At 61.6% G+C, this 23341-nt stretch carries 20 protein-coding genes and 1 pseudogene; 14 read left to right on the top strand and 7 right to left on the bottom strand.

Annotation, left to right across the window (positions count from 1 at the left end; genetic code table 11):
* The first annotated feature begins 64 nt into the window (after nt 1-64).
* The 8 genes from ASH01S_RS06885 to ASH01S_RS06850 all read left to right on the top strand — a co-directional run bounded on the left by ASH01S_RS06885 (nt 65) and on the right by ASH01S_RS06850 (nt 9590).
* The gene (locus ASH01S_RS06885) at nt 65-1321 is read left to right on the top strand and encodes an adenosylhomocysteinase (RefSeq protein WP_067925594.1); all 1257 of its coding nucleotides are present in this window, start codon (nt 65-67) and stop codon (nt 1319-1321) included.
* A 46-nt stretch (nt 1322-1367) separates the two neighbouring features.
* Nucleotides 1368-2165: a gamma-glutamyl-gamma-aminobutyrate hydrolase family protein gene (locus tag ASH01S_RS06880; protein WP_067925590.1), complete on the top strand. Its 798-nt coding sequence runs from the start codon at nt 1368-1370 to the stop codon at nt 2163-2165.
* 82 nt (nt 2166-2247) lie between these two features.
* A complete protein-coding gene (locus ASH01S_RS06875; protein ID WP_067925587.1) occupies nt 2248-3099 on the top strand; it encodes a fumarylacetoacetate hydrolase family protein in 852 nt (283 codons plus the stop codon).
* Between the two features lie 39 nt (nt 3100-3138).
* Entirely contained in the window at nt 3139-4251 is a 1113-nt protein-coding gene (locus ASH01S_RS06870; protein ID WP_245628963.1) for a cupin domain-containing protein, read from the top strand.
* Between the two features lie 93 nt (nt 4252-4344).
* A complete protein-coding gene (locus ASH01S_RS06865; RefSeq protein ID WP_067925584.1) occupies nt 4345-5604 on the top strand; it encodes an FAD-dependent oxidoreductase in 1260 nt (419 codons plus the stop codon).
* A 138-nt stretch (nt 5605-5742) separates the two neighbouring features.
* Nucleotides 5743-7098, top strand: coding sequence for an MFS transporter (locus ASH01S_RS06860; RefSeq protein WP_067925581.1), 1356 nt, complete (start codon nt 5743-5745; stop codon nt 7096-7098).
* Nucleotides 7099-7235: 137 nt separating this feature from the next.
* Nucleotides 7236-8012, top strand: a complete 777-nt coding sequence (locus ASH01S_RS06855; RefSeq protein WP_067925578.1) for an IclR family transcriptional regulator — start codon at nt 7236-7238, stop codon at nt 8010-8012.
* A 120-nt stretch (nt 8013-8132) separates the two neighbouring features.
* Nucleotides 8133-9590, top strand: coding sequence for an amino acid permease (locus tag ASH01S_RS06850; RefSeq protein WP_067925575.1), 1458 nt, complete (start codon nt 8133-8135; stop codon nt 9588-9590).
* A 90-nt stretch (nt 9591-9680) separates the two neighbouring features.
* Here the strand turns inward: ASH01S_RS06850 and ASH01S_RS06845 are convergent, their stop codons facing one another.
* Nucleotides 9681-10535, bottom strand: a complete 855-nt coding sequence (locus ASH01S_RS06845) for a MurR/RpiR family transcriptional regulator (protein WP_067925573.1) — start codon at nt 10533-10535, stop codon at nt 9681-9683.
* Nucleotides 10536-10703: 168 nt separating this feature from the next.
* On the opposite strand from ASH01S_RS06845, the gene ASH01S_RS06840 reads away from it, so the two are divergent.
* Nucleotides 10704-11711: an N-acetylglucosamine kinase gene (locus ASH01S_RS06840; RefSeq protein WP_067925570.1), complete on the top strand. Its 1008-nt coding sequence runs from the start codon at nt 10704-10706 to the stop codon at nt 11709-11711.
* Nucleotides 11712-11785: 74 nt separating this feature from the next.
* Here the strand turns inward: ASH01S_RS06840 and ASH01S_RS06835 are convergent, their stop codons facing one another.
* Both ASH01S_RS06835 and ASH01S_RS06830 read right to left on the bottom strand, forming a co-directional pair.
* Nucleotides 11786-12841, bottom strand: a complete 1056-nt coding sequence (locus tag ASH01S_RS06835) for a serine hydrolase domain-containing protein (RefSeq protein WP_067925567.1) — start codon at nt 12839-12841, stop codon at nt 11786-11788.
* Nucleotides 12842-12868: 27 nt separating this feature from the next.
* A complete protein-coding gene (locus ASH01S_RS06830) occupies nt 12869-13477 on the bottom strand; it encodes an exo-beta-N-acetylmuramidase NamZ domain-containing protein (RefSeq protein ID WP_067925563.1) in 609 nt (202 codons plus the stop codon).
* Nucleotides 13478-13662: 185 nt separating this feature from the next.
* Here ASH01S_RS06830 and ASH01S_RS06825 point away from each other — a divergent pair, with 185 nt between their 5' ends.
* From ASH01S_RS06825 to ASH01S_RS18460, 5 genes and pseudogenes are all read left to right on the top strand, one after another.
* Complete coding sequence (locus ASH01S_RS06825) at nt 13663-14922, top strand: C40 family peptidase (protein WP_169794193.1); 1260 nt, start codon at nt 13663-13665, stop codon at nt 14920-14922.
* A gap of 4 nt (nt 14923-14926) precedes the next feature.
* Nucleotides 14927-16573, top strand: coding sequence for a CocE/NonD family hydrolase (locus ASH01S_RS06820; RefSeq protein ID WP_067925556.1), 1647 nt, complete (start codon nt 14927-14929; stop codon nt 16571-16573).
* Between the two features lie 52 nt (nt 16574-16625).
* Nucleotides 16626-16835: pseudogene (locus ASH01S_RS19655) on the top strand (ACT domain-containing protein); the annotation flags it as partial.
* Nucleotides 16836-16994: 159 nt separating this feature from the next.
* Nucleotides 16995-17900: an N-acetylmuramic acid 6-phosphate etherase gene (gene murQ / locus ASH01S_RS06815; RefSeq protein ID WP_067925553.1), complete on the top strand. Its 906-nt coding sequence runs from the start codon at nt 16995-16997 to the stop codon at nt 17898-17900.
* An 11-nt stretch (nt 17901-17911) separates the two neighbouring features.
* A complete protein-coding gene (locus ASH01S_RS18460; protein WP_157067031.1) occupies nt 17912-18061 on the top strand; it encodes a hypothetical protein in 150 nt (49 codons plus the stop codon).
* 31 nt (nt 18062-18092) lie between these two features.
* On the opposite strand, the gene rocF is transcribed toward ASH01S_RS18460, so the two are convergent.
* From rocF to pruA, 4 genes are all read right to left on the bottom strand, one after another.
* Complete coding sequence (rocF, locus tag ASH01S_RS06810; protein WP_067925550.1) at nt 18093-18989, bottom strand: arginase; 897 nt, start codon at nt 18987-18989, stop codon at nt 18093-18095.
* A gap of 84 nt (nt 18990-19073) precedes the next feature.
* Nucleotides 19074-20345 (bottom strand): Glu/Leu/Phe/Val family dehydrogenase, encoded by a 1272-nt coding sequence (locus tag ASH01S_RS06805; protein ID WP_067925548.1) that lies wholly within the window; start codon nt 20343-20345, stop codon nt 19074-19076.
* Nucleotides 20342-21553 (bottom strand): ornithine--oxo-acid transaminase, encoded by a 1212-nt coding sequence (locus ASH01S_RS06800; protein WP_067925545.1) that lies wholly within the window; start codon nt 21551-21553, stop codon nt 20342-20344. The genes ASH01S_RS06805 and ASH01S_RS06800 overlap by 4 nt, the downstream gene beginning before the upstream one ends.
* A gap of 166 nt (nt 21554-21719) precedes the next feature.
* Nucleotides 21720-23270, bottom strand: a complete 1551-nt coding sequence (pruA, locus tag ASH01S_RS06795; protein ID WP_067925542.1) for an L-glutamate gamma-semialdehyde dehydrogenase — start codon at nt 23268-23270, stop codon at nt 21720-21722.
* Between the last annotated feature and the right edge of the window lie 71 nt (nt 23271-23341).

The raw sequence follows: 23341 nt of genomic DNA, 5'->3' as shown, positions 1-23341 counted from the left end.
GGATACGCGCCTAATTTTCTGCACGGAACATCCCAGCCGCAAGGCCCGGAAGGGGAGAAACTGGATGAATCCCATCGGACAATCCTCCATTCGCGACATTTCACTGGCTCCGGAGGGTGCGCTCAAGATAGACTGGGTGTCCGCTCACATGCCGGTGCTCAACCGGCTGCGCCAGCAGTTTCAAGAGGACCGGCCGTTTGCCGGCAAGCGGGTGGCCATCTGCCTGCACCTGGAGGCCAAGACTGCGTACCTCGCGCTGACCATCCAGACGGGCGGCGCCGAGGTGGCCGTGGCGGCGAGCAATCCCCTGTCCACCCAGGATGACGTGGTCGCGGCGCTGGTGGACCGCGGCGTCACGGCGTTCGCCTGGCACGGGGCCACGGCCGAGGAGTACCATCAGCACCTGCAGCAGCTGCTCGACTTTCACCCGCAGGCCATCATCGACGATGGCGGGGATCTGGTAGCCACCTTGCATCGTGAGCGGCCGGATCAGACGCGGGAGATCATCGGCGGCTGCGAGGAGACCACGACCGGCGTCCTGCGCCTGCGCGCCATGGAGCGCCAGGGCGCGCTGCGGTTCCCGATGATGGCCGTCAACGACGCGTACTGCAAGTACCTGTTCGACAACCGTTACGGCACCGGTCAGTCAGTGTGGGACGGCATCATGCGCACCACCAATCTCGTGGTGGCTGGAAAGACGGCGGTGGTGGTCGGCTACGGCTGGTGCGGAAAGGGTGTAGCGATGCGCGCGAAGGGCCTCGGCGCCCGCGTGATTGTCTGCGAGGTGGACCCCATTAAGGCGCTGGAGGCGGTGATGGACGGGTTTTCTGTCATGCCGGTAGTCGAAGCGGCCAAGCAGGGTGACTTTTTCATTACCGTGACCGGAGATCGGGATTGCATCACTAAGGAGGCGTTCGAGGTCATGAAGGACGGGGCGGTGCTCGCGAACGCCGGCCATTTCGACGTCGAGATCAACAAGCCGGACCTGGCCAGTCTGGCCGTCGGTGTGCGCACCGTCCGGCGCAATGTGGAGGAGTACCAACTGGCCGACGGGCGGCGGCTGTACCTGCTGGCCGAAGGTCGGCTGGTCAACTTGGCCTCGGGCGACGGCCATCCGGCGGAGGTCATGGACCTCACCTTCGCTCTGCAGGCCCTGGCCTTGCGCGCGGTGGTGGAGGGGCACTACCCGCCCGGCCTGCATAACCTGCCGAGGGAGATGGATGAACAGGTGGCTCGCCTGCGGCTTGAGGCGTGGGGTGTCCAAATGGACGAACTGACCCCCGCGCAGCGCCGGTACCTGGACAGCTGGCAGGCCGAGTAGTTCATCCGATGGTCGGAAATCCAATTCGGCAGCGGGGGGATGGCGTATGCCCAGCTTCCGTGGGTCCCTCTCGTCGCACACCGGGTGGCGGCCGCTGATTGGCGTCACCGGCAGCAGGCATCAGATTGCCGTGGGGGCGGGGGCCTCGCTCCCGGCCCTCGTCTCCGCGGACGATTACGCCTGCGCGGTGGAGACGGCCGGCGGCCTGCCGCTCGTGGTTCCCTACGTGCGCGATGGGGACACCGTCCAACAGCTGGCGCAGAGGATGGACGGACTGTTGTTGGCCGGCGGGGAAGATCCGGACCCCGCCCTGTACGGGGAAGCGCCGGAGCGGGGCCTGGGCACCGTGGTCCCGGAGCGTGACCTGCTGGAACTTCACCTCTTGGCCGCGATGGTGGATGCGGGCAAACCGGTGCTCGGGATTTGCCGGGGCGTCCAGGTGCTCGTCGTGGCTTTTGGCGGCGCGCTCTACCAGGACCTCGGGCGGCAGTGGCCGGGGCGGATACAGCATATGCAGCACGCCCCGCGCGCCCACCGCAGCCACAGGGTTTTGATCGATCCGCACAGCCATCTCTACCGCCTGCTGGGCCGGCGCACGAGCGTCTGGACGAACTCGTTCCACCACCAGGCCGTCAAGGACGTGGGCTTAGGGCTGCGCGCCGTGGCGTGGGACGAGGAGGGGCTGATAGAGGCGGTGGAGCACCCTGACGCACCGTTTCTGCTCGGTGTGCAGTGGCACCCGGAAAACCTGTGGCAGGAACAATCCGAGTTTCTCGCATTGTTTCAAGGACTGGTAGAAGCCGCGCAGAGGGGCGGATCGACGGCTGTGGGGAGATCGGATTGACGGACGGAGTGGTGTTCCTGTAGACTGGATTCATAAAGTGAATCTATAAATTCACAATGTGAATTACATCGGAGGTGGATGCATGAAGCTTGCCTTGTTCAACGACTATCAACTCGGTGTTGTGAGCGAAGGCCGCGTCTATGACGTGGGGGCGTGGGTGAACTGGCGGGCGGAGAAGCCGCAGGAGTCGTTAGTGCGCCTGATGGCGTCCTATGACCAGGTTTCCTCTCGGCTGCAGGGGTTTGCCGAAGCCCCGTCCCAGCCGCTTGCGCAAGTCCGGCTGCGCCCACCGGTGCCGGCGCCGAGCAAGATTGTCGCGGCCCCGGTGAACTACTACCGCCACCAGGACGAAATGAACCGTCAGTTCAACAACGCCGAGCACACGATTGAAAAACTTGGCTTCTTTTTGAAAGCGCCTTCTTCCATTATTGGGCCGGGGGACGCGGTGCAGCTTCCCCACGCGGATCGGCGATTTGACCACGAGGCCGAGTTGGCGTTTGTCGTCGGCCGTCGGGCGCGCCATGTCTCGGCCGCCGACGCGCACAAGTACATCTTCGCCTACTTCGCCCTCATGGACATCACGATGCGGGGCATGGAAGACCGCCCGATGCGCAAATCGTTCGATACCTTCACCCCAATTGGGCCCTGGCTGGTGACCGCCGATGAGGTCGAAAATCCTCATCAATTGGACCTGCGCCTGTGGGTGAACGATGACCTGCGGCAAGACGCGAACACGAGCGACCTAATCTACGACAGCTACCAATTTTTTGCTTTGGCCAGCAGCGTGATGACGCTGGAACCGGGCGACATCCTGACCACCGGCACGCCGGAAGGCGTGGGGCCGATACAACCGGGGGACACCGTGCGCATCCAGATTGAGCGCATTGGGGAGTTTTCGGTCGCTGTGGAGGCGGAGCGGAGCCAGGAGCGGTGAGTCCGTGATGGTGGCGTGGAAACGAAAGGAGGAGCGGTTGTGGACGAACTGCAAAGCCTGCACGCGGAGATGGCCAAGGCCCATCTCGGCCCGTTGTGGGCATCCATCCAGCAGCTGAACACGGTGGAGCCGGTGTCTCGTCCCGTCCCGTATCTCTGGAAATCGCAGTTGATTCGGCACTACCTGGAAGAGGCGGGACGGCGGCTGCAGGTCGGCAAGGACGCCGAGCGCCGGGCGGTGTTCCTCATCAACCCGGGCATGCAGGCCCTGGAGCCGGTGGGGTGGGGCGGCGCCACCCAGACCCTGTACGTCGCCGTGCAGGCGGTCCGGCCCGGCGAAGTGGCCCCGGCGCACCGCCATACCACGTCGGCCCTGCGGTTTGTCCTCGAAGGACACGGGGCGATGGGGACGGTGGATGGCGAACGTCTGCACTTTGCGCCCGGCGACTATCTCATCACCCCGGGGGGCAGTTGGCATGACCACATGAACCCGGGCAACGAGACGGTCCTGTGGATGGACTGCCTGGACACGCCGTTCACCCTGTATCTGGGCGTGTGCTTCACGGAGTTCCTTGACCAGGCGCAGCAGTCGCTAGAGGTGCCGGACAACTACAGCGTGCTCCGTTACGGAGGCGGCATGGTGCGTCCGATTTCGGATCGGAATCGGAAACGCTCGCCACTGACCGCCTATCGCTGGCAGCCGACCGAGCAGGCGCTGCAGCGCATGGCCGCCCTGCCTCCCGACGCGTGTGACGCCTACGCCGTGGAATACATCAATCCCGCCACAGGCGGCGATGCCGACGGCCGCATCGGCGCGCGCATGCAGTGTCTGCCCCCCGGGTTTGCCGGCAAGGCGCACCGCCACGTCCACAGCACCGTGTACTGCGCCTACCGGGGGCAGGGGTATACCGTGATCAACGGCGTCCGCTTTGAGTGGCAGGCCGGAGACTTCTTCGTGGTCCCGACCTGGGCTTGGCACGAACATGTCAACACCGGCAGTGAACCCGCTTACCTGTTCTCGGTCAATGACCTGCCCATCATGGAGGCGTTCGACTTTGAGCGTGAGGAGATGTTGACGGCGGGTGACGGGCATCAGGAGGTGCGGGAGACTTTTGTGCCGCTCCTGCCGGACGACGTGCCGTCCGCTCGGTAAAGAAGCCTGCCCCGCGTCCTCGCGGGTGGGAGTCTCTTATGTTCTTGTCTGTTCATGATGTGAACCAGAAGTAACAAGTTATGGTGTCCGGTTTTGGAGAAATTCACACAGAAACGGGTGATCCGATTGTTCAACCATCCTGTGGTGATTGTCGGCGCCGGCCCCGTCGGGCTGACGGTGGCGGAGATTCTCACTTCCCAGGGCATACCCGTGACCGTTCTGGAGAAAGGTTCAACCCCAAGTAAGGAGTGGCGCGCATCCACGTTCCACGCGGCCACCCTCGAACTGCTGGAACCCACCGGGTTGTCGGAGGCACTGGTCTCGCGCGGGCTGAAGGCTGAAACGGTGCAGTACCGGGATCGCGTGCGCGGGCTGTTCGCGGAGTTCGACTGTTCTCTCATCCGCGATGAGACCCGATACCCGTTTCGGCTGCAGTGCCCGCAGTCGACCTACGTGCAGGTGGTCTACGAACGCCTGCAGCAGCGTCCGTCGGCTGACATCCGGTTCAACGCGGAGGTGGTCGATTTCACCCAGGACGGCGACGGCGTGACGGTTCAGGTGGACACGCCGAGCGGGCGGGAGGAAATCCGCGCCTCGTTTTTGCTCGGCGCGGACGGCGCCCGCAGCAGCGTGCGCAAACGGCTCGGGTTCGCGTTTTCCGGGTATACCCTTGAGCAGCGTTTCCTGCTCATCGGCACCCCCGTCTCATTCAACCAATATCTTCCTGACATCGCTTATGTGAACTACATTTCCAATCCGGACCAATTCCTCTTCATTCTCCGCGTGCCGGAGGCCTGGCGGTTGCTGTATCCGGTGCCACCCGAGGTGTCGGATGAAGCGGCCCTGGCTGAGGAGCCGATTCAGGCCTCCATGCAGCAGGCGCTGGGCACTGAAGACCGCTTCCCGATTGTGGAACGCATGATTTACCGCGTGCACCAACGAGTCTCGGAGCGCTTTTACGACGGTCGCGTCATCCTGCTGGGGGATGCCGCGCATGTCAACAGTCCGCTTGGGGGACTGGGGCTCAACAGCGGCATTCACGACGCGGTGGACCTCGGGCGCCGGTTCCTGCGCATCGCCGAGTACCGGGATTTCGACCGGATCGTCGAAGAACTGGAGACGTACTCCGAGGTCCGCCGCCAGGTGGCGTTGGCTTATGTGCGTCAAATCAGCGAGCGCAACACCAATGTCCTCACCGAAAAGGACCCGGTGCGCCGGCTGCAGTTGCAGCAGGAGATGGCCGCGGAAGCGGCGGACCCTGTGCGCGCTCGGCAGTGGCTGTTGCGCTCGACGCTGCTGCAGGCGGTGCGGGAGCAGGGGATTGGCACTCCGCCGAAGCGCCAGGTGAGCTGAGAACAGCGGGCTTGTACTTTGGACGGTTTTGGGCGGCCGGGTACGGACGCATGCGGATGCGGCGCGTGAGGCCGCCCGGATGCCCGGGCCTTGACTGGTGTTGCGATGCCATAGATGCGAGTTGGAAGGGGGATGTCGATGAGGCAGACGGATCGAGTCAATGTATCTGAGGTGATCGACAACAGTCCTATCAGCGGCTTTCAGGTCTTCATCATTGTTGTGTGCGCGATTGTCGCCATGCTTGACGGATACGATCTACAGGCCATCTCATTTGTCGCGCCGGTTCTCTCCAAGCAATGGGGACTGGCCGAGTCGGCCATGGCGCCGGTGTTCTCCATTGGCCTCCTCGGACTCATGCTGGGGGCGCTCATTTCCGGCCCGATTGCGGACCGGGCGGGGCGCAAAATGGTGGTAACGTACTCGTCGCTGGCGTTTGGCGTCTTCAGCCTGCTGACCGTGTTGTCTCACAACACCAGTGAGTTGATGGTTTTCCGCTTTCTCACGGGACTGGGTCTCGGCGGTTCCATGCCGAACATTATCTCTTTGACTGCCGAATATTCGCCCGAGCGCGTCCGTAAGTCGATGATCTCCGCCATGTTCTGTGGCTTGCCGGTCGGGGCTGTGGTTGGCGGACTGCTGGCGACGTCGATGATCCCGGCTTTAGGTTGGCAGTCGCTGTTCTATCTGGGCGGCATCATACCCATGGCCATCGCTTTATTGAGTGCGTGCGCTCTCCCTGAGTCGATTCGTTTCCTGGTGACCAAGCATGCGGAATCTCCCAAAATCGCTCGCATCTTGTCGCGGATCTCTCCGTCCGTGGCGGTGGCTGACCGGGTGACGTTTTATCTCTCGGAGCCTCCGCAGCCGGGCATACCGGTCAAGCATCTGTTTCGCCCTGGCTACGCTGTGAACACCGTGCTTTTGTGGATTGTCTTCTTCATGAACTTGATGATCATCTACTTCGTCAGCAACTGGATGCCCACTTTGTTGGAGGACGCCGGTCTGCCATTGGATAAAGCCATCATCGGCGTCGTCATGCTGCAGGGTGGCGGAGTGGTTGGCGGGATTCTCATCGGCAGTTTGGGAGACAGGAAAAGCATTCGCGCTGTATTGGCCGTCGCTTTCTTGGTGGGAACCGTGTCTCTCGCAGTGACGGGCGCCATGCACACGCTCGCTAGTGTGATGACGATGGTATTCATTTCCGGACTGCTCGTCGTGGGGACTCAGTTTGGGATCAACGCCTTGGCAGCGAGCATCTACCTGACCTCGGTGCGATCCACAGGGGTCGGCTGGGCGTTGGGTATCGGTCGCATCGGCTCCATTGTGGGCCCGCTGATTGGCGGTTCCTTGATAGCGGCGCACGCCAGCCTGCAGACCATCTTTCTTGTCGCCGCCGTTCCCGCACTCATCGCCGGTCTTGCCACCCTTGGCATGCGTATGCGGTCTTTGGAAACGGCGGCAGCCAATGTGTCCGCCGAGCAGCAACCACTCTGATTCGTTGCTTTGAAAGCGCTTTTCGGGCTGGCTCCGTTGGAGCTGGCCTGTTCTCCGTGGTATGTTCATGGTGTGTTCAGGAGTCACTCGGACTCATGAGTGCCCTTTCCAAGACAAACCTATCGAGGACAGAGAACATGCGCGAGCTTCAGTTAAATCCGATTCGCGTTTTGGATCGTGCTGTGGACGTCCTGCTGGCTTTTACAGTGGAACGCCCGCAGATGACCATTGACGAAGTGATGGAAGCTACGAAGCTGCCGAAAGCCACGGCATACCGGATTTTGTACACGCTCGAACGGCGTGGGTTGATTCGGTATAACCCGGCTACCGCCCGCTACAGCTTGGGGCTTGGATTGCTGGAGTTTGCGGGTGTCCTGTCGGCCACCTTCGACGTCAGCCGTGAGGCGGAAGACGTGCTGGTCGAGCTGCAGGCGCGCGTGGCGCAAACGGTGTTGATGGTGGTGCGCGAAGGCGATGAAATGGTCTACGTATTTCGTCGCGAAAATGCACAAGGGCTCAAGTATTCATCCTTATTCGGGCAGCGTCGCCGCATCCCGTTCGGCGTCGTGGGGCAAGTCATGCTGGCTTATCTGCCAGAAGCGGATAGGGAGCGCATTCTGCGCCAACCTTTGCCGGCCTGGACGGAAAAGACCATGACGGACGTCGGCGCCATCCGGCAGCGAATTCAGCAGATTCGGCAGGATGGCTGGTTTGTCGACGTAGACGAGACCACCATGGGCGTCAGCGGCGTCGCCGCGCCGGTTTTTGACGCCAACAGCCAACTCGCCGCCGTGGTTGGCATTATTGGGCCGGCCGTTCAGTTTCGAGGCCCCGTGCTCGAAGACGCCAAGCAACAATTGTTGAACGCAACGCGGGAGATTTCCCGACGCCTCGGCTGCCCCGGGTCAAATTGAGGCATGGGTGCCATTGAAGAAACTGGTAGAGTCGTCAGGTGCCTTTTGGCCCGCTCGGATGGTACGATAGCACGGTAAGCTATTTATGAGCCGAGATGAGCGGAGCAGGAGGAATTGTGAATGGCGACAAATGCGCATCCATCCGCACCCGGCCAGGGTGCGGAAAATCCGTTCGAGGCGCGCGAGCAGGGTTTGCGGCGCGGTCTTGGGACGGGGCAACTATCGATGATTGCGCTGGGCAGTGCCATCGGCACCGGGCTGTTTTTGGGCAGCGGATCGGCCATTGGGAGTGCGGGGCCGAGCATTATCATCAGTTACCTGATTGGCGCCTGTGTGATCTTTGTGCTGATGGGATGCCTGGCTGAGATGAGCGTCGCTCATCCGACCGTCGGATCGTTTGGGATGTTTGCTGAACAGTATCTGCACCCATGGGCAGGCTTTATCATCCGATATTCGTACTGGGCGGCCAACGCGGTGGCCGTCGGCGGCGAAGTGACGGCGATTTCCATCTATATGAAGTACTGGTTCCCCGACTCGCCCGGACTGTTGTGGATTGGTTTGTTCGGGGCCTTGCTTTTGGCCGCGAATGCGTACAGTGTGCGTTTGTTTGGCGTGTTCGAGTTCTGGTTCTCGATGATCAAAGTGGCCGCGATTATCCTGTTCATTCTTGTCGGAGCTTACGTCGTCTTCGGCCTGGGCGTGCCGGGTACCGGCCTCGCCAACTACGTCAATCATGGCGGATTTTTCCCGCATGGGGCGTGGGGGACGTGGGTTGGCGGGTTTGTCGCCCTGTTTAGTTTCATCGGCTTTGAGGTGGTCGCCATCACCGCCGGTGAAGCCAAAGACCCCGAGCGGGCGGTGCCCAAGGCGTTCCGCTGGACGGTGGTGCGGCTGGTCTTGTTCTACGTGCTGGCCATCGCCATCATGCTGATGGTGGTGCCCTGGCAGCAGGCGGGAACGGACGAAAGCCCATTCGTAAAGGTGATGCAGATCCTGCGCATCCCAGGTGCCGCCGGCGTGATGAACTTCGTCGTTCTGACGGCGGCGCTCTCGGCCATGAATGCGCAGTTGTACGCCACCACGCGCATGATGTTTTCCCTGGCGCGCGGTGGCTACGCGCCCAAGCTGTTTGGCCGCCTGACGCGGCGCGGAGTGCCGGCAGCCTCACTGGCCGTTTCGGCGTTCGGTGTCGTGCTGGCGGCGCTCTTAACGCTCAACACGTCCAGCGTCGCTTACACGATATTGATGGGGTTGGCCCTGTTTGGGGCGTTGATTACCTGGTTCATCATCTTGCTCACCCATCTATTTTTCCGCCGGGCCTGGGCGCGGCAGGTGAGTCGCAGGTTGCCCATTCGAATGGCCGGCTACCCGTACCTTCCTGTGTTCGGGCTGCTCATGCTCCTGGCCGTGTTTGTCAGCATGTGGTTTACTGGACCGTTTCACGCGGCGATTGTGTTCGGGGTTCTCTGGTTGGTTATGTTGAGTCTTCTCTACGGACTGTGGCATCTGGTGAAGGGTTCCCGATCCGGTTTGCAGACGGGATCTCCACATTCGGATTCACCGTCGGCCGATGCGTGAGGCGAACGCCTGCATCGGTATCATCCGCCTGTGTCGTCGAGTTGACGCACACGCCAAGCGCACGGCAACGCGCCGTGCGCTTGCTTTGAATTAGGACAATCGGTGCGACTGCACCGCCTGGCGGGTGGCTTCCAGAACCGGATAGATTTCATTCTGGTGCTGGTTGACGAGATAGATGAACAACGTATCCACTACGACCAAGGCTGCCATGCGGGAAGCGGTGGCGGCGACTCGCGGCTGAGGTTCCACGGCGTTCACGTACAGGCGGGTATGGGCGATTTGGCTCAGCGGCGTGTCGCCAAAGCGCGTAATGGCAATGATGTGGGCGCCCGCTCCGGCGGCGGCCTGTGCCACTTCCACCACATCCGAGGTCTTCCCCGAGTCAGAGATGGCCACGAGCACATCGCCGGGGCGCAACGCGGCGGCGGTGACCGCGGCCGTGTGAAAATCGCACGCCGCTTGCGCCCAAAGCCCGATGCGCGTCAGTTTCTGGGCCAGGTCTGCGGCTACCATGCTGGACGCACCGACGCCGTAACACAGGATGTGGCGCGACTTCATCAGCACATCCGCCGCAGCATGCAGGTCATTCTCTTTGAGCAGCCGCAAGGTGTTCTGGATGGATGCGATGTGACTGTCGTGCACCGACTGGACGATGGATGCAAACGAGTCGCCGATGGTTAATTCACGGTATGGTTCATGCATATGCGACTGCAGGTCGCTGGCGACCCGCAGCTTGAAGTCCTGATACCCATCGAAGCCCAAGGATTTCCAAAGACGCACCGCAGCCGCTGTGCTCCCACCGCTGCGTTGCGCCAGTTCCTGCACGGTCAGGTGCAGAAACTCGGAGGGATGGGAAAGGATGTATTCTGCGATACGTGCTTCCGATTCAGCCAGGGAGCTGAGCGATTCCCTCAGCCGCACGAGCCCTCCACCGGGAATGTACATAGGATGACTGCCTCCCGCAGACAACGCGACGCTTTTCCGCTGAGTTCATCACTGAACTTTTGTTTCAAAGCATTGCCGATAAATCATGAAACGAGTTACTATGAGTGTAGCGGCATTTTGCCGAAGTGTCAAAATAAAAGCGATCCGGCTCGGGGGGGTGAACCCGGAATGGCCATATTCGTCGGGGTGGACGGCGGTGGCAGCAAAACCGAGGTCATGGCCGTGGACACCGATACGTCCGTTGTGGCGACGGCCGTCGGTGCAGGGTGCAACCCGCAGGGGGTGGGGCTTGAGACAAGTGTGGAGGTCATTACCCAGCTCATCGCGGAGGTGCTGCGAAAGCTTCAGCCACATAAAGAGAGTCTGCCTCAGCCGGATTCCGTTTCGCTGGCCTTGGCAGGCGTCGACAGGCCCCATCAGGCGGAGCGTATTCGCGCAGCCATGCAGGAGCAACTTGAGCCAGCCAAGCTGGAGGTTGTGAACGATGGTTTGGCTGCTCTCGCTGCGGGTACCGAAGGCCGCCCTGGCACGGTTTTGATTGCCGGGACAGGGTCAATCGCGCTCGGGGAGACGGCGGACGGGACCGTCGTGCGCGCAGGCGGTTTTGGCAGCCTGATAGGCGACGAAGGCAGTGGCTTCGACATGGGCCGCAAGGGCCTGATGGCTGCCATTCAGGCCTTCGAAGGGCGGGGGCCCAAGACCATCCTGTGGGATATGGCTCAGCGGTGGTTCCGTGTACGCGAGGCCTCGGACCTGATTTCGCGTGTTTACGAATCCACCCAGCCGGTGGCCACGGTGGCCGCCTTTGCTCGGGTCGTGCTTGAGGCTGCCCACGCTCATGCCGATCCGGTCGCCCAAGCGATCACGGACGCCGCTGTGGTGGATCATCAGCACTTGATTGAAGCGGTGTGGCAAAAACTGCCCCCAGATACACCGAGGAACGTGGTGCTTGCCGGCAGCCTGTTCACGCGAACCGATGTCCTTCGGGAGCGGCTTGTCCGATTGTTGCCTGGAGGGGGTGTGTGCTCCGTCTTGCGGCGTGCGCCGGCCGCAGGCTCGGTTCTGCGCGCCATTCGCCTATGGCAGGCGGCAAGCGAGGGTTCCCACGCCGCCGTGAGGGGTCAGGCTGACATCGCGCGACGATTGGCGCTTACGGCCCAACAGAGAGACGTCTGAAGGGTTGTCGTTGGGCAGGGAACGACGGGACGGCGACGCCTATCGGCCGCCAACCCTTCGCCCTGTTGCGTGCGTCAAGGCACCATGGCGCTGCCCACTATGTTGTGCAACAAGCTTCTCAGCCTCACGATGGTCCGGTTTTCCCTTCCGTAGTGGACGTCATTGGTGAGCAGTATCATCCATAGGCCGGTTTCCGGGTCGAACGCGAGGCTGGTGCCGGTAAAGCCGGTGTGCCCAACGGCTGTTTGCGGCCACGTATCGCCCATGTGATCGTATCTGTCTCCTCGGCACACCCAGCCCAAGCCGCGACGGCCGTCCAGGTCTGCGGTGTGACAGCGGACGGCCACACGACGCACTGCGGATGACAGCAGGGCGTACTGGGGGGACGTCCACATCTGGACGTAACGGATGAGGTCCGTCATGGGGGCAAACAGGCCAGCGTGGCCAGAAATTCCGCCCATGGCCTCGGCGTTCTCGTCATGCACTATGCCGACTTTGGCCGGTCCGTCGTGACTCGCTTCGGTTGCAGCACACAGGTTTTGCAACTCGCGTGGTGGGCAGTACATCGTTCGATTCATCTTCAACGGTTGGAAGATGTGCTGGCGGGCGTATTCGTCGATCGGTTGACCGCCCACAACTTGGATGATCTGGGCCAGCAGCATGAATCCGACATCGCTGTAAACGACGCGAGTGCCTGGTCGGTACTCCAGGGTTTCTGTCCGAACCCGATGCCAGATGTCATCTGGAGTCTTGCAGATTCGATGGTAGGGACGAGAGGCGGGCAATCCTGAGGTATGGGTGAGCAGGTGTAGGACACAGACTTCGTGGTCAGGAAACTCGGGGATAAAGTCCACCACCTTGTCTGAGAGACGCAGGCGCCCGTCATCCATCAGCATGAGCAACGATGGCAGCGTGGCTACAACCTTTGTCAGGGAAGCGAGGTCAAACAGGGTGTCTGGCGACATCTTCCGGACGGTGCCGTTGCGGTTTTCTGCGTATCCGAATGTCTCGTAATAAACAATCTCTTGCCGAATCCCCAGTGCAACGACTGCCCCGGGAATCCGAAATGATTCCACTTCCTGCTGCAAACGGCTGCCAAGAGCTGTGAGCCTGTCCCTGCGAATACACACCTCACGTCACCTGCCACAGTAAGATTGTCATATGCGGCTGAAGAGCAGCGTCGGGAAACGCGCCACGTTGGCGCAGTCTCTAGTAGAGATAGAACTGCACAATATGCTCGTTGAATTTCTCCAAGTCTTGAAAATGGCCAGTCTCCCGACCAGGGAAACGAACGGCGCCGATAAAATGTTTCCCTCCCGCGTCACTCCGTTTAGAGGGTTGGGTGTATCCAGCACGACCACTGGAAGACCCAGCTCCGCGCAGGCCTCCAGGCAATTGACAGCGATGCCGATGTTCGTGTAGTAACGCACCCCGATATCCACCAGGTCGATGATGAGAACATCCACGTTCGCCAGCATCTCTCGGGTCGGCCTTTGGTGTTTCCCATAGAGACTGTAGGCTGTGAGACCGCTGTGAGCATCAGTTTGGGATTCAACGAACTCGCCCTCCTTCGCGCAGCCCATGAGGCCGTGCTCGGGGGCCAACAAGGTCGTCACTCGCCATTCCGTCACTTCGATGAGCAGGTTGATCGTCGGTCGGAAATGCCTCTCCGTGGTGGCGTAGTTGGAGACAATTCCGATTTGCTTGTCGCGAAGGAGATCAGTTCGTTTGGACAGAAGGACTTCGACCCCAAAGGATGCGTCCATGATTATCCTCCTGGCAAATAGACAGAATGGGTTGAACGTATATTGTGAATTGACCAATGAAATCAATGATATGATAATATATTTAATCGAATGAGTGAATGGATTGAAACAGAATTTCATGAGGTGTTTGTCGTTCTCTCACAGGGTTGGCCATCGACGACGTTCTGACATGGGAGGGGTCCATGGTGGCTGAATACATCCGGGGTGTCCGCGATGAACATCTCTGTCCTGAATACTGGCTTGACCGTCTTCCCTCGGACAGCCACGGCAGCGGCGACCGCGACGCATGCAACCAAGCCCTGGCTTGCTTCAGCGAGGGATTGACTGACCTGACGGCGCTGCTCGCTGCGCCGGTGCTTGACCGGCCCATTCCACCGGTCCAACGAGATGCAAGGACGCTGTTTGACGAGACCGGCGAGCCTCTGGGCGATAGATTCTGGGCCGAAGTGGAGGACAACGCCTCAGCGTCCGTCTTGGCTTGCATACCCGGGGTCGCGGTCCGGCAGACGGATCTTCGTCGCTTTCCAACGGCTGCAAAGGCGTTTCGGACGCCGGAGGACCGTGTGGATGACCAGTTTCAGGATACCACACTGCACACTTTTGAACCGCTGCTGAGTTTTGGACTCAGCCGGGACCGAGAGTGGCGCTATGTGATATCGCGCACCTATGCCGGGTGGGTACGGGATCACGATGTCGCCGATATGACCCAGGCGGAGTTTGAACGCTGGGCTCACCCGCAACACGTGCTCGTGGTGGCGGACACCGGGGTGGCTACGCAGCCCAATCCATATCATCCTGCTGTCTCCAACAAGGCGGTGGAGTTCGCGGCGGTTTTGCCGCTGTGGGACGCGGAAAGGGAGTTTGGCAGTATCCATGTGGCCTGGCCGTGCCGGAGCGAGGCAGGGACACTCACCCCGATGATGGCGTCGATTCGTGACAACGGCAGGACCCAGGTCGGATACCTTCCGTTCACACGCGAGAGCATCGTACGTGTGGCCTTTCGACTGCTCGGCGAGCGGTATGGTTGGGGCGGCGCCTTTGGCATGCACGACTGTTCCAGCTTCGTCATGGATGTGTATCGCACCGTGGGCGTCCAGCTGCCGCGCGACGCCGCCATGCAGGAGGTCGCCCTGCCCAATCGGATTGTCATTCCGCAAAAGGCGTCCATCACGGCTCGAATGGACATCTTGGCAGGACTCTCGGCAGGCGATCTGCTGTTTATGCCGGGACACGTCATGATGTACCTGGGTGCGGAGGGCGGTAAGCACTACGTGATTCACGGTTTCGCCGGCTACGTGGACCGGGTGAACGGCAGGGCACGGTATGTGTCGGTCGACGCTGTTATGGTGTCGCCGCTAGAGATTGAAACCAGAACCGGAATGACCTTTCTGGAATCCCTTACGGGAGCGCTCGATCCGTTCGCTGGACGACTGTGGGAGGGGTGAGAAGATGGCGGAACGATGGGGGATCTCGATTCCCATGCGGGATGGTATGCAATTGGCCGCGGATCTGTTTTTGCCCGATACCACTGAGGATAGAATGCCGACGATTGTCGTACGCACACCCTACGGTCGCCAGTCCCAGGCTCTGATTCAACAGGCGCGTTTCTTCGCCAGCCACGGTTATGCGGTGCTCAACGTGGACGTGCGTGGCAGGGGCGATAGTGAAGGCGTGTTCACACCGTACCGCAACGAGGGAAGGGACGGCTACGATACGGTCGAATGGGCGGCTGCCCAGCCGTACGCGAGTGGACGGGTGGGGACGCTCGGCGGGTCCTATTTGGCCAAGTGCCAGTGGCTCTGCGCCTTGGAACACCCTCCCCACCTCCAGGCCATGGTTACCCTGGTCTCGCCGTCGGACGCGTTTGTCGAATGGCCCACCGGGACGCCTGTCCCCTCCCACCTGTGTTGGCTGTTCCTGGTCAGCGGACGGACGGTGCAGAACACGCACGCGCTCGACTGGGAGAACATCTACTGGCACCTTCCGCTCTACACGATGGACAAGGCGGCTGGGCGGGTGATTCCCCAATGGCGGGAAGAGTTCGCGCATCCCACTTTGGATGCGTGGTGGCAGGAAATTTCTTACCAACAGCGTTTTGGCGAGATCGACCTGCCTGTGTTGCACGTCTCAGGCTGGTACGACGACGAACAGGTGGGGACGCTGCGCAACTTTGTGGGCATGACGACGCGCGCGCCGAGCGCGCGGGCGCGGGCCGCACAGCGGCTTGTCATGGGGCCCTGGCCGCATCAGGTGAATGAATCGACCCGAATCGGGGATGTGGACTTTGGGCCAGAGGCGGTCATTGACTTGTTCGGCTTGGAACTGCGGTTTTTTGATCGCTGGTTGAAGGGCATCGACAACGGAGTCGACCGTGAGCCGCCTGTGCGCTATTTTCTCATGGGCAAGAATGAGTGGCGCGACGCTTCTGCCTGGCCGCTACCTGACACCGCGTACGTCCCTTGGTATTTCCACAGCCGCGGGAATGCGAACGGATCGTTCGGAGACGGAACCCTGTCGACACGGGAACCGAGTGTGGAGGAGCCGGCGGATCAGTATCTATATGATCCACGGAATCCAGTACCGTTTCTCACCCAACCAACGTCGGAACAGATCGGCGGCCCGGACGACTACCGCGAGGTGCATCTACGAGAGGATGTGCTGGTATACACGAGCGATCCGGTCCATGAAGAGCTGGAAATCACGGGGCCGGTTTGCGTGCAGTTGTATGCGGCAACCAGTGCGCCGGACACGGATTTTATGGCGCAGTTGCACGACGTGTGGCCGAACGGTTATGTGCAGCGCCTGTGTGACGGGATGGTGCGCGTGCGGTACCGTCACGGGATGGACAAGACCGTGTTCACGCAACCTGGCGAGGTGATGAGGCTGACCATCGACTGCTGGAACACCAGCCATGTGTTCCTGCCCGGCCATCGGATTCGAGTACACGTCGCGTCCAGCGCGTTCCCCAAGTACGACAGGAACCCCAATACGGAGGACGCGCTTGGCCTGTCCGAGCGGGTCGAATGCGCCGAGCAAACGGTGTATCATGACGCCCTGCGGCCGTCCGCCGTGATTTTACCCGTGATCAAGCGGTAGGGTTTTAGTCAATCAGCAAGACCTTGAACAGGTTGTGGACATCCTCAAGCGGATGAAGAATAGCTTAGGGTATTCGAGAATCGAGTGCCAAGACAATGTAGCCAAGGTTTCGCTTCTCGGTGTGGGGGTATTCAGCAACCAACGAATTGCTTGTCAGATGTTTCGCACGCTGAGTGATGCAGGTATCGTCATAATTATGGTCATCACTTCGGAGATGGAGATATCGTGTCTAATTCCTGGGGATGAACTGGGAACTGCCATCCAGGTGCTGTGCACGATGAGTTTTTTGCTTGGTGTCCGTAGTTTTCTTCTACCTCTACACTTTGGGGCAACCGACGAAGATGACGAAATCATCCTTTGTCTAGATGGCTGGCCACCGCAGTCTTGTAGAGAGCAGGTGGGGCATACGGGAGTGGAGAGCATGGACACGATTTGGACGCGGCTGCAGACGGAGCAGGCGAGCGAACGGTATAGAGACCTGGATGAGCATTCCACGCTGGGTATTCTGCGTCTGATGAATGAAGCGGATAAACAAGTACCGCTGGCTGTGGAGCGGGCGCTGCCGCAGATTGCGCGGGCGGTGGACTTGATTGTGGAACGGATGCACGGCGGCGGCCGCCTTATCTATCTCGGCGCCGGCACCAGCGGCCGATTGGCTGTGTTGGACGCAGCGGAATGTCCGCCGACCTTCAACACTCCCCAAGGGTTGGTATGGGCGGTCATAGCTGGGGGGCGACAGGCGATGTTTGAAGCCGTCGAGGAATCGGAGGATCACCCGGAATGGGCGGAACGGGATCTTCAATCGCTGGGCCTAAGCAACCAGGATGTACTGGTTGGGATTGCCGCGAGCGGCCGCACCCCATATGTCATCGGCGGCCTTCAATACGCCGAGCGCGTGGGCGCGGGCCGCATTTCGCTGTGCTGTAATCCGGACGCCATCGCCAGCCGGTATGCGCAAGTGGCGATTGAGGTTGTCACCGGACCGGAGGTGTTGATGGGGTCCACTCGGATGAAGGCCGGCACTGCGCAGAAGATGGTTCTCAATATGCTCAGCACGGCGACGATGGTGCGCCTGGGAAAGGTTTATCAAAACCTGATGGTGGACTTGCGGGCGACCAACGAAAAGCTGGTGGAACGCTCTAAGCGTATTATTATGCTGGCCACTGGGCTGGAGTACGTGGACGCCGCCAAGCTTTTGGCTGACGCTGGAGGCAGTGTGAAGACCGCGATTGTGATGCACGAGAAACATGTGCCCAGAGAGCAGGCGGAGGATTTGTTGGCGGCTGCCCAAGGCCGCCTGCGCCAAGTTCTCGAGAGGCGCGAGTAAGGGGTGGGCTCATGACCAGGCAGCAAGTGCGAGAATTGGCCTTGTACGAATATACACCCTGGATGGTGCGGGCCGGCGTTGCCGCATTATTCGGTGCGCCGGCCGAGGGCCGTCTGCCCGTGGACATTCCAGGCGTTGCAGACGGCCGATTCGCCGGCTGACGCAGCCTACGCCGCATCTCCGAACAATGCGTCACAGTACCCGTTTGCCAAACAGGGACTCCACCAGTTCCACCGCCATGCGGCCGGTCTGGTTGCGGTGGTCGAGAATCGGGTTGACCTCCACCACGTCCACTGACAGCAGCTTGCCGGAGGCCGCCAGCAGCTCCATCGCCAGGTGGCCTTCCCGGTAGGTCACACCGCCGTTCACTGGCGTGCCCACACCCGGGGCGAACATCGGATCGAGCCCGTCCAGGTCGAGGCTGAGGTGGATGCCGTCTGTACCGTCGCCGGCGATTTCAATCGCCCTTTGCATCACCGCGTCCATGCCCATGCGGTCAATCTCGGCCATCGTGAACACATGGATGCCGGATTGGCGAATCAGGTTGGCCTCGTCGCCGTCAATCGATCGCGCTCCCACCAGCACCACCCGGTCCGCCTGGACCTTCGGGCTCACGCCCGCGAGCCGTGTCAGCGATTCGTGCCCAAGGCCGAGACTCGCGGCCAGCGGCATGCCGTGGATGTTGCCGGACGGGGTGGTCTCGTGCGTGTTCATGTCGCCGTGGGCGTCGAACCAGATAAGGCCAAAGTTCTTCCCGGCCGTGGCCAGACCGGCGAGGCTGCCGATGGCGATGCTGTGGTCGCCGCCCAGCACCACCGGTGTGCGGTCCGCCGCCACCACCTCGCGCACCTTGTCGGCCAGCGCCTCGCACACCGAGATCACTTCGGACAGGTACTTCAACTTCTCGTGCTCAATGCGCCGCGTCTCCGGGGTGGGTACCGGCACGTCCCCGAGGTCTTTGACGGTGTATCCAAGCCGCTCCAGCTTTTCCTTCAACCCCGCGTAGCGGATGGCGCTCGGGCCCATGTCCACGCCGCGCCGGCCCTGCCCGTAGTCGGACGGCACGCCGATGATGTGAATCTCTTTCATGCCTTGAACCTCCTGTACGTTCCGCGATCCGGCCGCGGGCCCCCACCCTCGCGCAGCGCCCGCCAAGCCGGCCGCGCATGTGCCCTACAACCAGCCGCGCAGGCGCAGGGCGGTCGCCGTGCGTTCAATGCCGGTCATATATGCCGCCAGACGCATGTCGACATCGTGCCGCTGGGCCGTCGTGTACACTTTGTCGAACGATTGCCGCATCGCCTGGACCAGGCGCTGCTCCACTTCCTCTTTCGTCCAGTAGTATCCCTGGTTATTCTGCACCCATTCAAAATAGGAGACCGTCACCCCGCCTGAGTTGGCCAAGACGTCGGGCACCAGCAGCACCCCACGCTCGCTCAGGATGCGGGTGGCCTCCAGGGTGGTCGGGCCGTTGGCCGCTTCAACGACAATCGACGCCTGCACCCGCTGGGCGTTGGCGGCGGTGATTTGGTTTTCAATCGCGGCCGGGACCAGAATGTCACACGGCTTTTCAAGCAACTCCTTGTTTGTGATGGTGTCTTTATACCGCGTCGTGACCGTTCCGAACGAGTCGCGTTGCTCCAACAGGTCGGGAATGGGCAGCCCCTTTTCATCGTACAGCGCCCCGTAGGCGTCGGAGATCCCGACCACGCGCGCGCCCAGGTCGTACAGGAACTTCGCCAGGTAGCTGCCCGCGTTGCCGAAGCCCTGGATGATGATGCGCGTGTCCGCGAGGTTGAGACCGCGGCGCTTGGCCGCTTCCTCGATGCAGATGACGACGCCCCGCGCCGTCGCCGTTTCCCGTCCTTCCGATCCGCCCAGCACCCGTGGCTTGCCGGTGATAAAGCCGGGCGAGTCGAACTCGCGCAGGCGGCTGTATTCGTCCATCATCCAGGCCATGATTTGGGAATTGGTGAACACGTCGGGCGCCGGGATGTCCTTCGTAGGCCCCACAATCTGGCTGATGGCCCGCACGTAGGCGCGGCTCAGACGCTCCAGCTCGGAGAACGACATCTCGCGCGGATCGCACACCACGCCGCCCTTGCCGCCGCCGTACGGAAGCCCGTTGATGCCGCACTTAATCGTCATCCACAGGGACAGCGCCTTGATCTCCGCCTCGGTCACGTCCGGGTGGAAGCGCACCCCGCCTTTGGTCGGGCCGATGGCGTCATTGTGCTGGGCCCGGTAGGCGGTGAAGACGCGCACGCTGCCGTCGTCCATATGCACGGGAAAGCGCACGGTCAGCATGCGCATCGGCTCTTTGAGCAGCTCGTAGTATTCGGGGCCGTAACCGAGCTCTTGCAGCGCATCGCGAATCACCTGCTGCGCTGACTGCAGCACGTCCAGCTCCCGGTTGGCCTGTTGCACGAGGGCTTGTGGGTTCATTTCGACACCTCACCCAGCACGCGGGCAATCCGCTCAAACGCCCAATCCAGGTCCGGCTCTTCGATGACGAGCGGAGGCGCGAAGCGGATGGTGTTCTCGTGCGTCTCCTTGCAGAGCAGCCCTTCATCCTTTAGTCGTTCGCAATACGGACGCGCCTTCGTGTGCAGCTCCACGCCGATGAACAACCCGCGCCCGCGAATCTCCTTGATGGCCGGGTTGTGGATGGTTTTCAGGCGCGCCAGGAACGATTCACCCAACGTGCGCGAGCGTTCCGCCAGCCCTTCTTCTTCAATCACATCCAGCGCCGCCAAGGCGACCGCCGCGCCGAGCGGGTTGCCGCCGAATGTGGATCCATGCGATCCCGGTTCAAACACGCCGAGGATGTCCTTGTCCGCGGCCACGGCCGACACCGGGAAGACCCCGCCACCCAGCGCCTTGCCGATGATGTACACGTCCGGGATGACGTTCTCCCAGTCGCAGGCGAACAGCTTGCCGGTGCGGCCCAGCCCGGTCTGGATTTCATCGGCGACAAACAGCACGTTCTCCTTCTTGCACAGATCAAACGCCTGGCGCAGGTACCCTTCAGGCGGGATGATGATGCCTGCCTCGCCCTGGATGGGCTCGACCAGAAACGCCGCCGTGTTCGGGGTGATGGCCGCCTTCAGCGCCTCGATGTCCCCGTACGGAATGATGCGGAAGCCGGGCGTCAGCGGGCCGAACCCGCGCTGGTACTCGGCGTCCGAGGAGAACGAGATGACGGTAGTGGTGCGGCCGTGGAAGTTGCCCCTGCAGACGATGATCTCCGCCTTGTCGTCCGGCACGCCTTTGACGTCGTACGCCCAGCGGCGCACCGCCTTGATGGCCGTCTCGACCGCCTCCGCGCCGGTGTTCATCGGCAGCACCATATGCTTGTGGGTCAGTTTGGCCAGCCGTTCGTAAAACAGCCCCAGTTTATCGTTGCAAAACGCCCGCGAGGTCAGCGTGATGGCGTCCGCCTGGTCTTTGAGCGCCTGGATGACCTTCGGGTGGCGGTGTCCTTGGTTCAACGCCGAATAGGCGCTGAGCATGTCGAGGTAACGGTTGCCTTCCTCGTCCCACACCCACACGCCTTCGCCTTTGACCAACACCACTGGCAGGGGGTGGTAGTTTTTCGCGCCGTATTCCTCCTCCAGGCACAACGCATTGGAGGTATGCCGTGATTCGGTCATATCGGTTCATCCTTTCTGACGGTCAGTTCATGTGCATAGGCTGGGGGCGGGCGATGCGCCGCAACCCGCCCTTCCCCGCCTTCTTTCTTGACGCCGCAAGAGCAGAGGAACAGGCCCGCCCAGCGGCAGCCTAGGCGCGCGGCCGCGCGCCGCGCCTTTTGCTTGCTTACAGCAGTTCGGAGCTGACCTTCGGCTGGGTGAACAAGAGCAGGTAGTCGGGGCCGCCCGCCTTCGAGTCAGTGCCGGACATGTTGAACCCACCGAACGGGTGTGCCCCCACAATGGCGCCGGTGCACTTGCGGTTGAAGTACAGATTGCCCACGTGGAACTGGCGGCGTGCCAGCGCGATATGCTCGCGGCTCTTGGTAAAGACGGATCCCGTCAGGCCAAACTCGGTCTGGTTGGCCACCCGGATGGCCTCCGCAAAGCTGGCGACCTTGGTGAACGCCACCACCGGGCCAAAGATCTCCTCCTGCATGATGCGCGCGTCGGCCGTCACATCGGCAAACACCGTGGGTTGCACGAAGTACCCTTTGTTTGCCGAGGCTTCGCCCCCCACAACCAGGCGCCCTTCCTGCTTACCAATTTCAATGTAACGGGTGACTTTGTCAAATGCTTTCTGGTCAATCACCGGTCCGGTGAAGTGTCCGGGGTCGCGCACATCACCGACCGACAGCTCCCGCGTCAGGGCCGCGACTCTGTCCAGCAGGGCGTCGTAAATCGCTTCGTGGGCGATGACGCGGGAGCAGGCGGAGCACTTTTGCCCGGAGAAGCCGAACGCCGAGTTGACGATGGTGCGCGCGGCATTCTCGAGGTCCGCGTCCGCGTCGACGACAATCGCGTCCTTGCCCCCCATCTCCGCGACAAACCGCTTAATCCAGCGCTGGCCGGGGATGCGCTTGGCGGCCAGTTCGTTCATCCGCAGCCCCACATTCTTGGATCCTGTGAAGGAAATGAAACGGATATCCCTGTGCTCGACAAGAAAGTCGCCGATTTCGTCCGGATCGCCCGGGACGAAGTTGACGACGCCTTGCGGGAGGCCGGCTTCCGTCAGCGCTTCCACCAGCTTATAGGCAATGACAGGCGTCTGGCTGGCCGGTTTGAGCAGCACCGTGTTCCCGGCCACCACGGCCGACACGGTCATGCCGGTGACAATCGCCAGCGGGAAGTTCCACGGCGGGATGATGGCGCCAACCCCGAGCGGGATGTACTCCATGTGGTTGTCTTCGCCGGCGAGCGGGGTCAACAGGTCGTCCCCGCGTCGTGTCAAATCGAGCATTTGCCGGCCGTAGTACTCCAGAAAGTCGATAGCCTCCGCCGTATCGGCGTCCGCCTCCGCGCGGCTCTTGCCGGCTTCCAGCAGCATCCAGGCGGAAAACTCATGCTTGCGCCGCCGAAGGATAGCTGCCGTTTTGAACAGGACGCCGGCCCGCTCAAACGCGGGCATCTCGGACCAGGTGGAGAACGCCTCTTCCGCCGTGCGGATGGCCAATTCAATCTGTTCCTTGCCAGCCTTGGCCACGCGGCCAATCAATTCGCTCTTCGCGGACGGGTTGTGCGATTCGAGGTAGCGGCCGGTGTCGATGGCCCCGCCCCCGATAAGGAGCGGATAGGTCCGGCCCAACTCCTGGCTTACGCGGGCCAGCGCCTCGTCGAACGCCTGCCGGTTGGAGGCGACGGTGAAATCGGTCAATGGTTCTGGGCGATATGGGGTCATGAATACATCCTCCTTCCGATGCCGTGAGGGGTGACGGAACACCGCGGGCTGGACCGCCCACCCCAACAACA

The sequence above is a fragment of the Alicyclobacillus shizuokensis NBRC 103103 genome (genome assembly GCF_001552255.1).
GTDB classification, from domain to species: domain Bacteria; phylum Bacillota; class Bacilli; order Alicyclobacillales; family Alicyclobacillaceae; genus Alicyclobacillus_G; species Alicyclobacillus_G shizuokensis.
The sequence above is the reverse complement of the archived record's forward strand: the minus strand, read 5'-3'. Positions and strand labels throughout refer to the sequence as shown.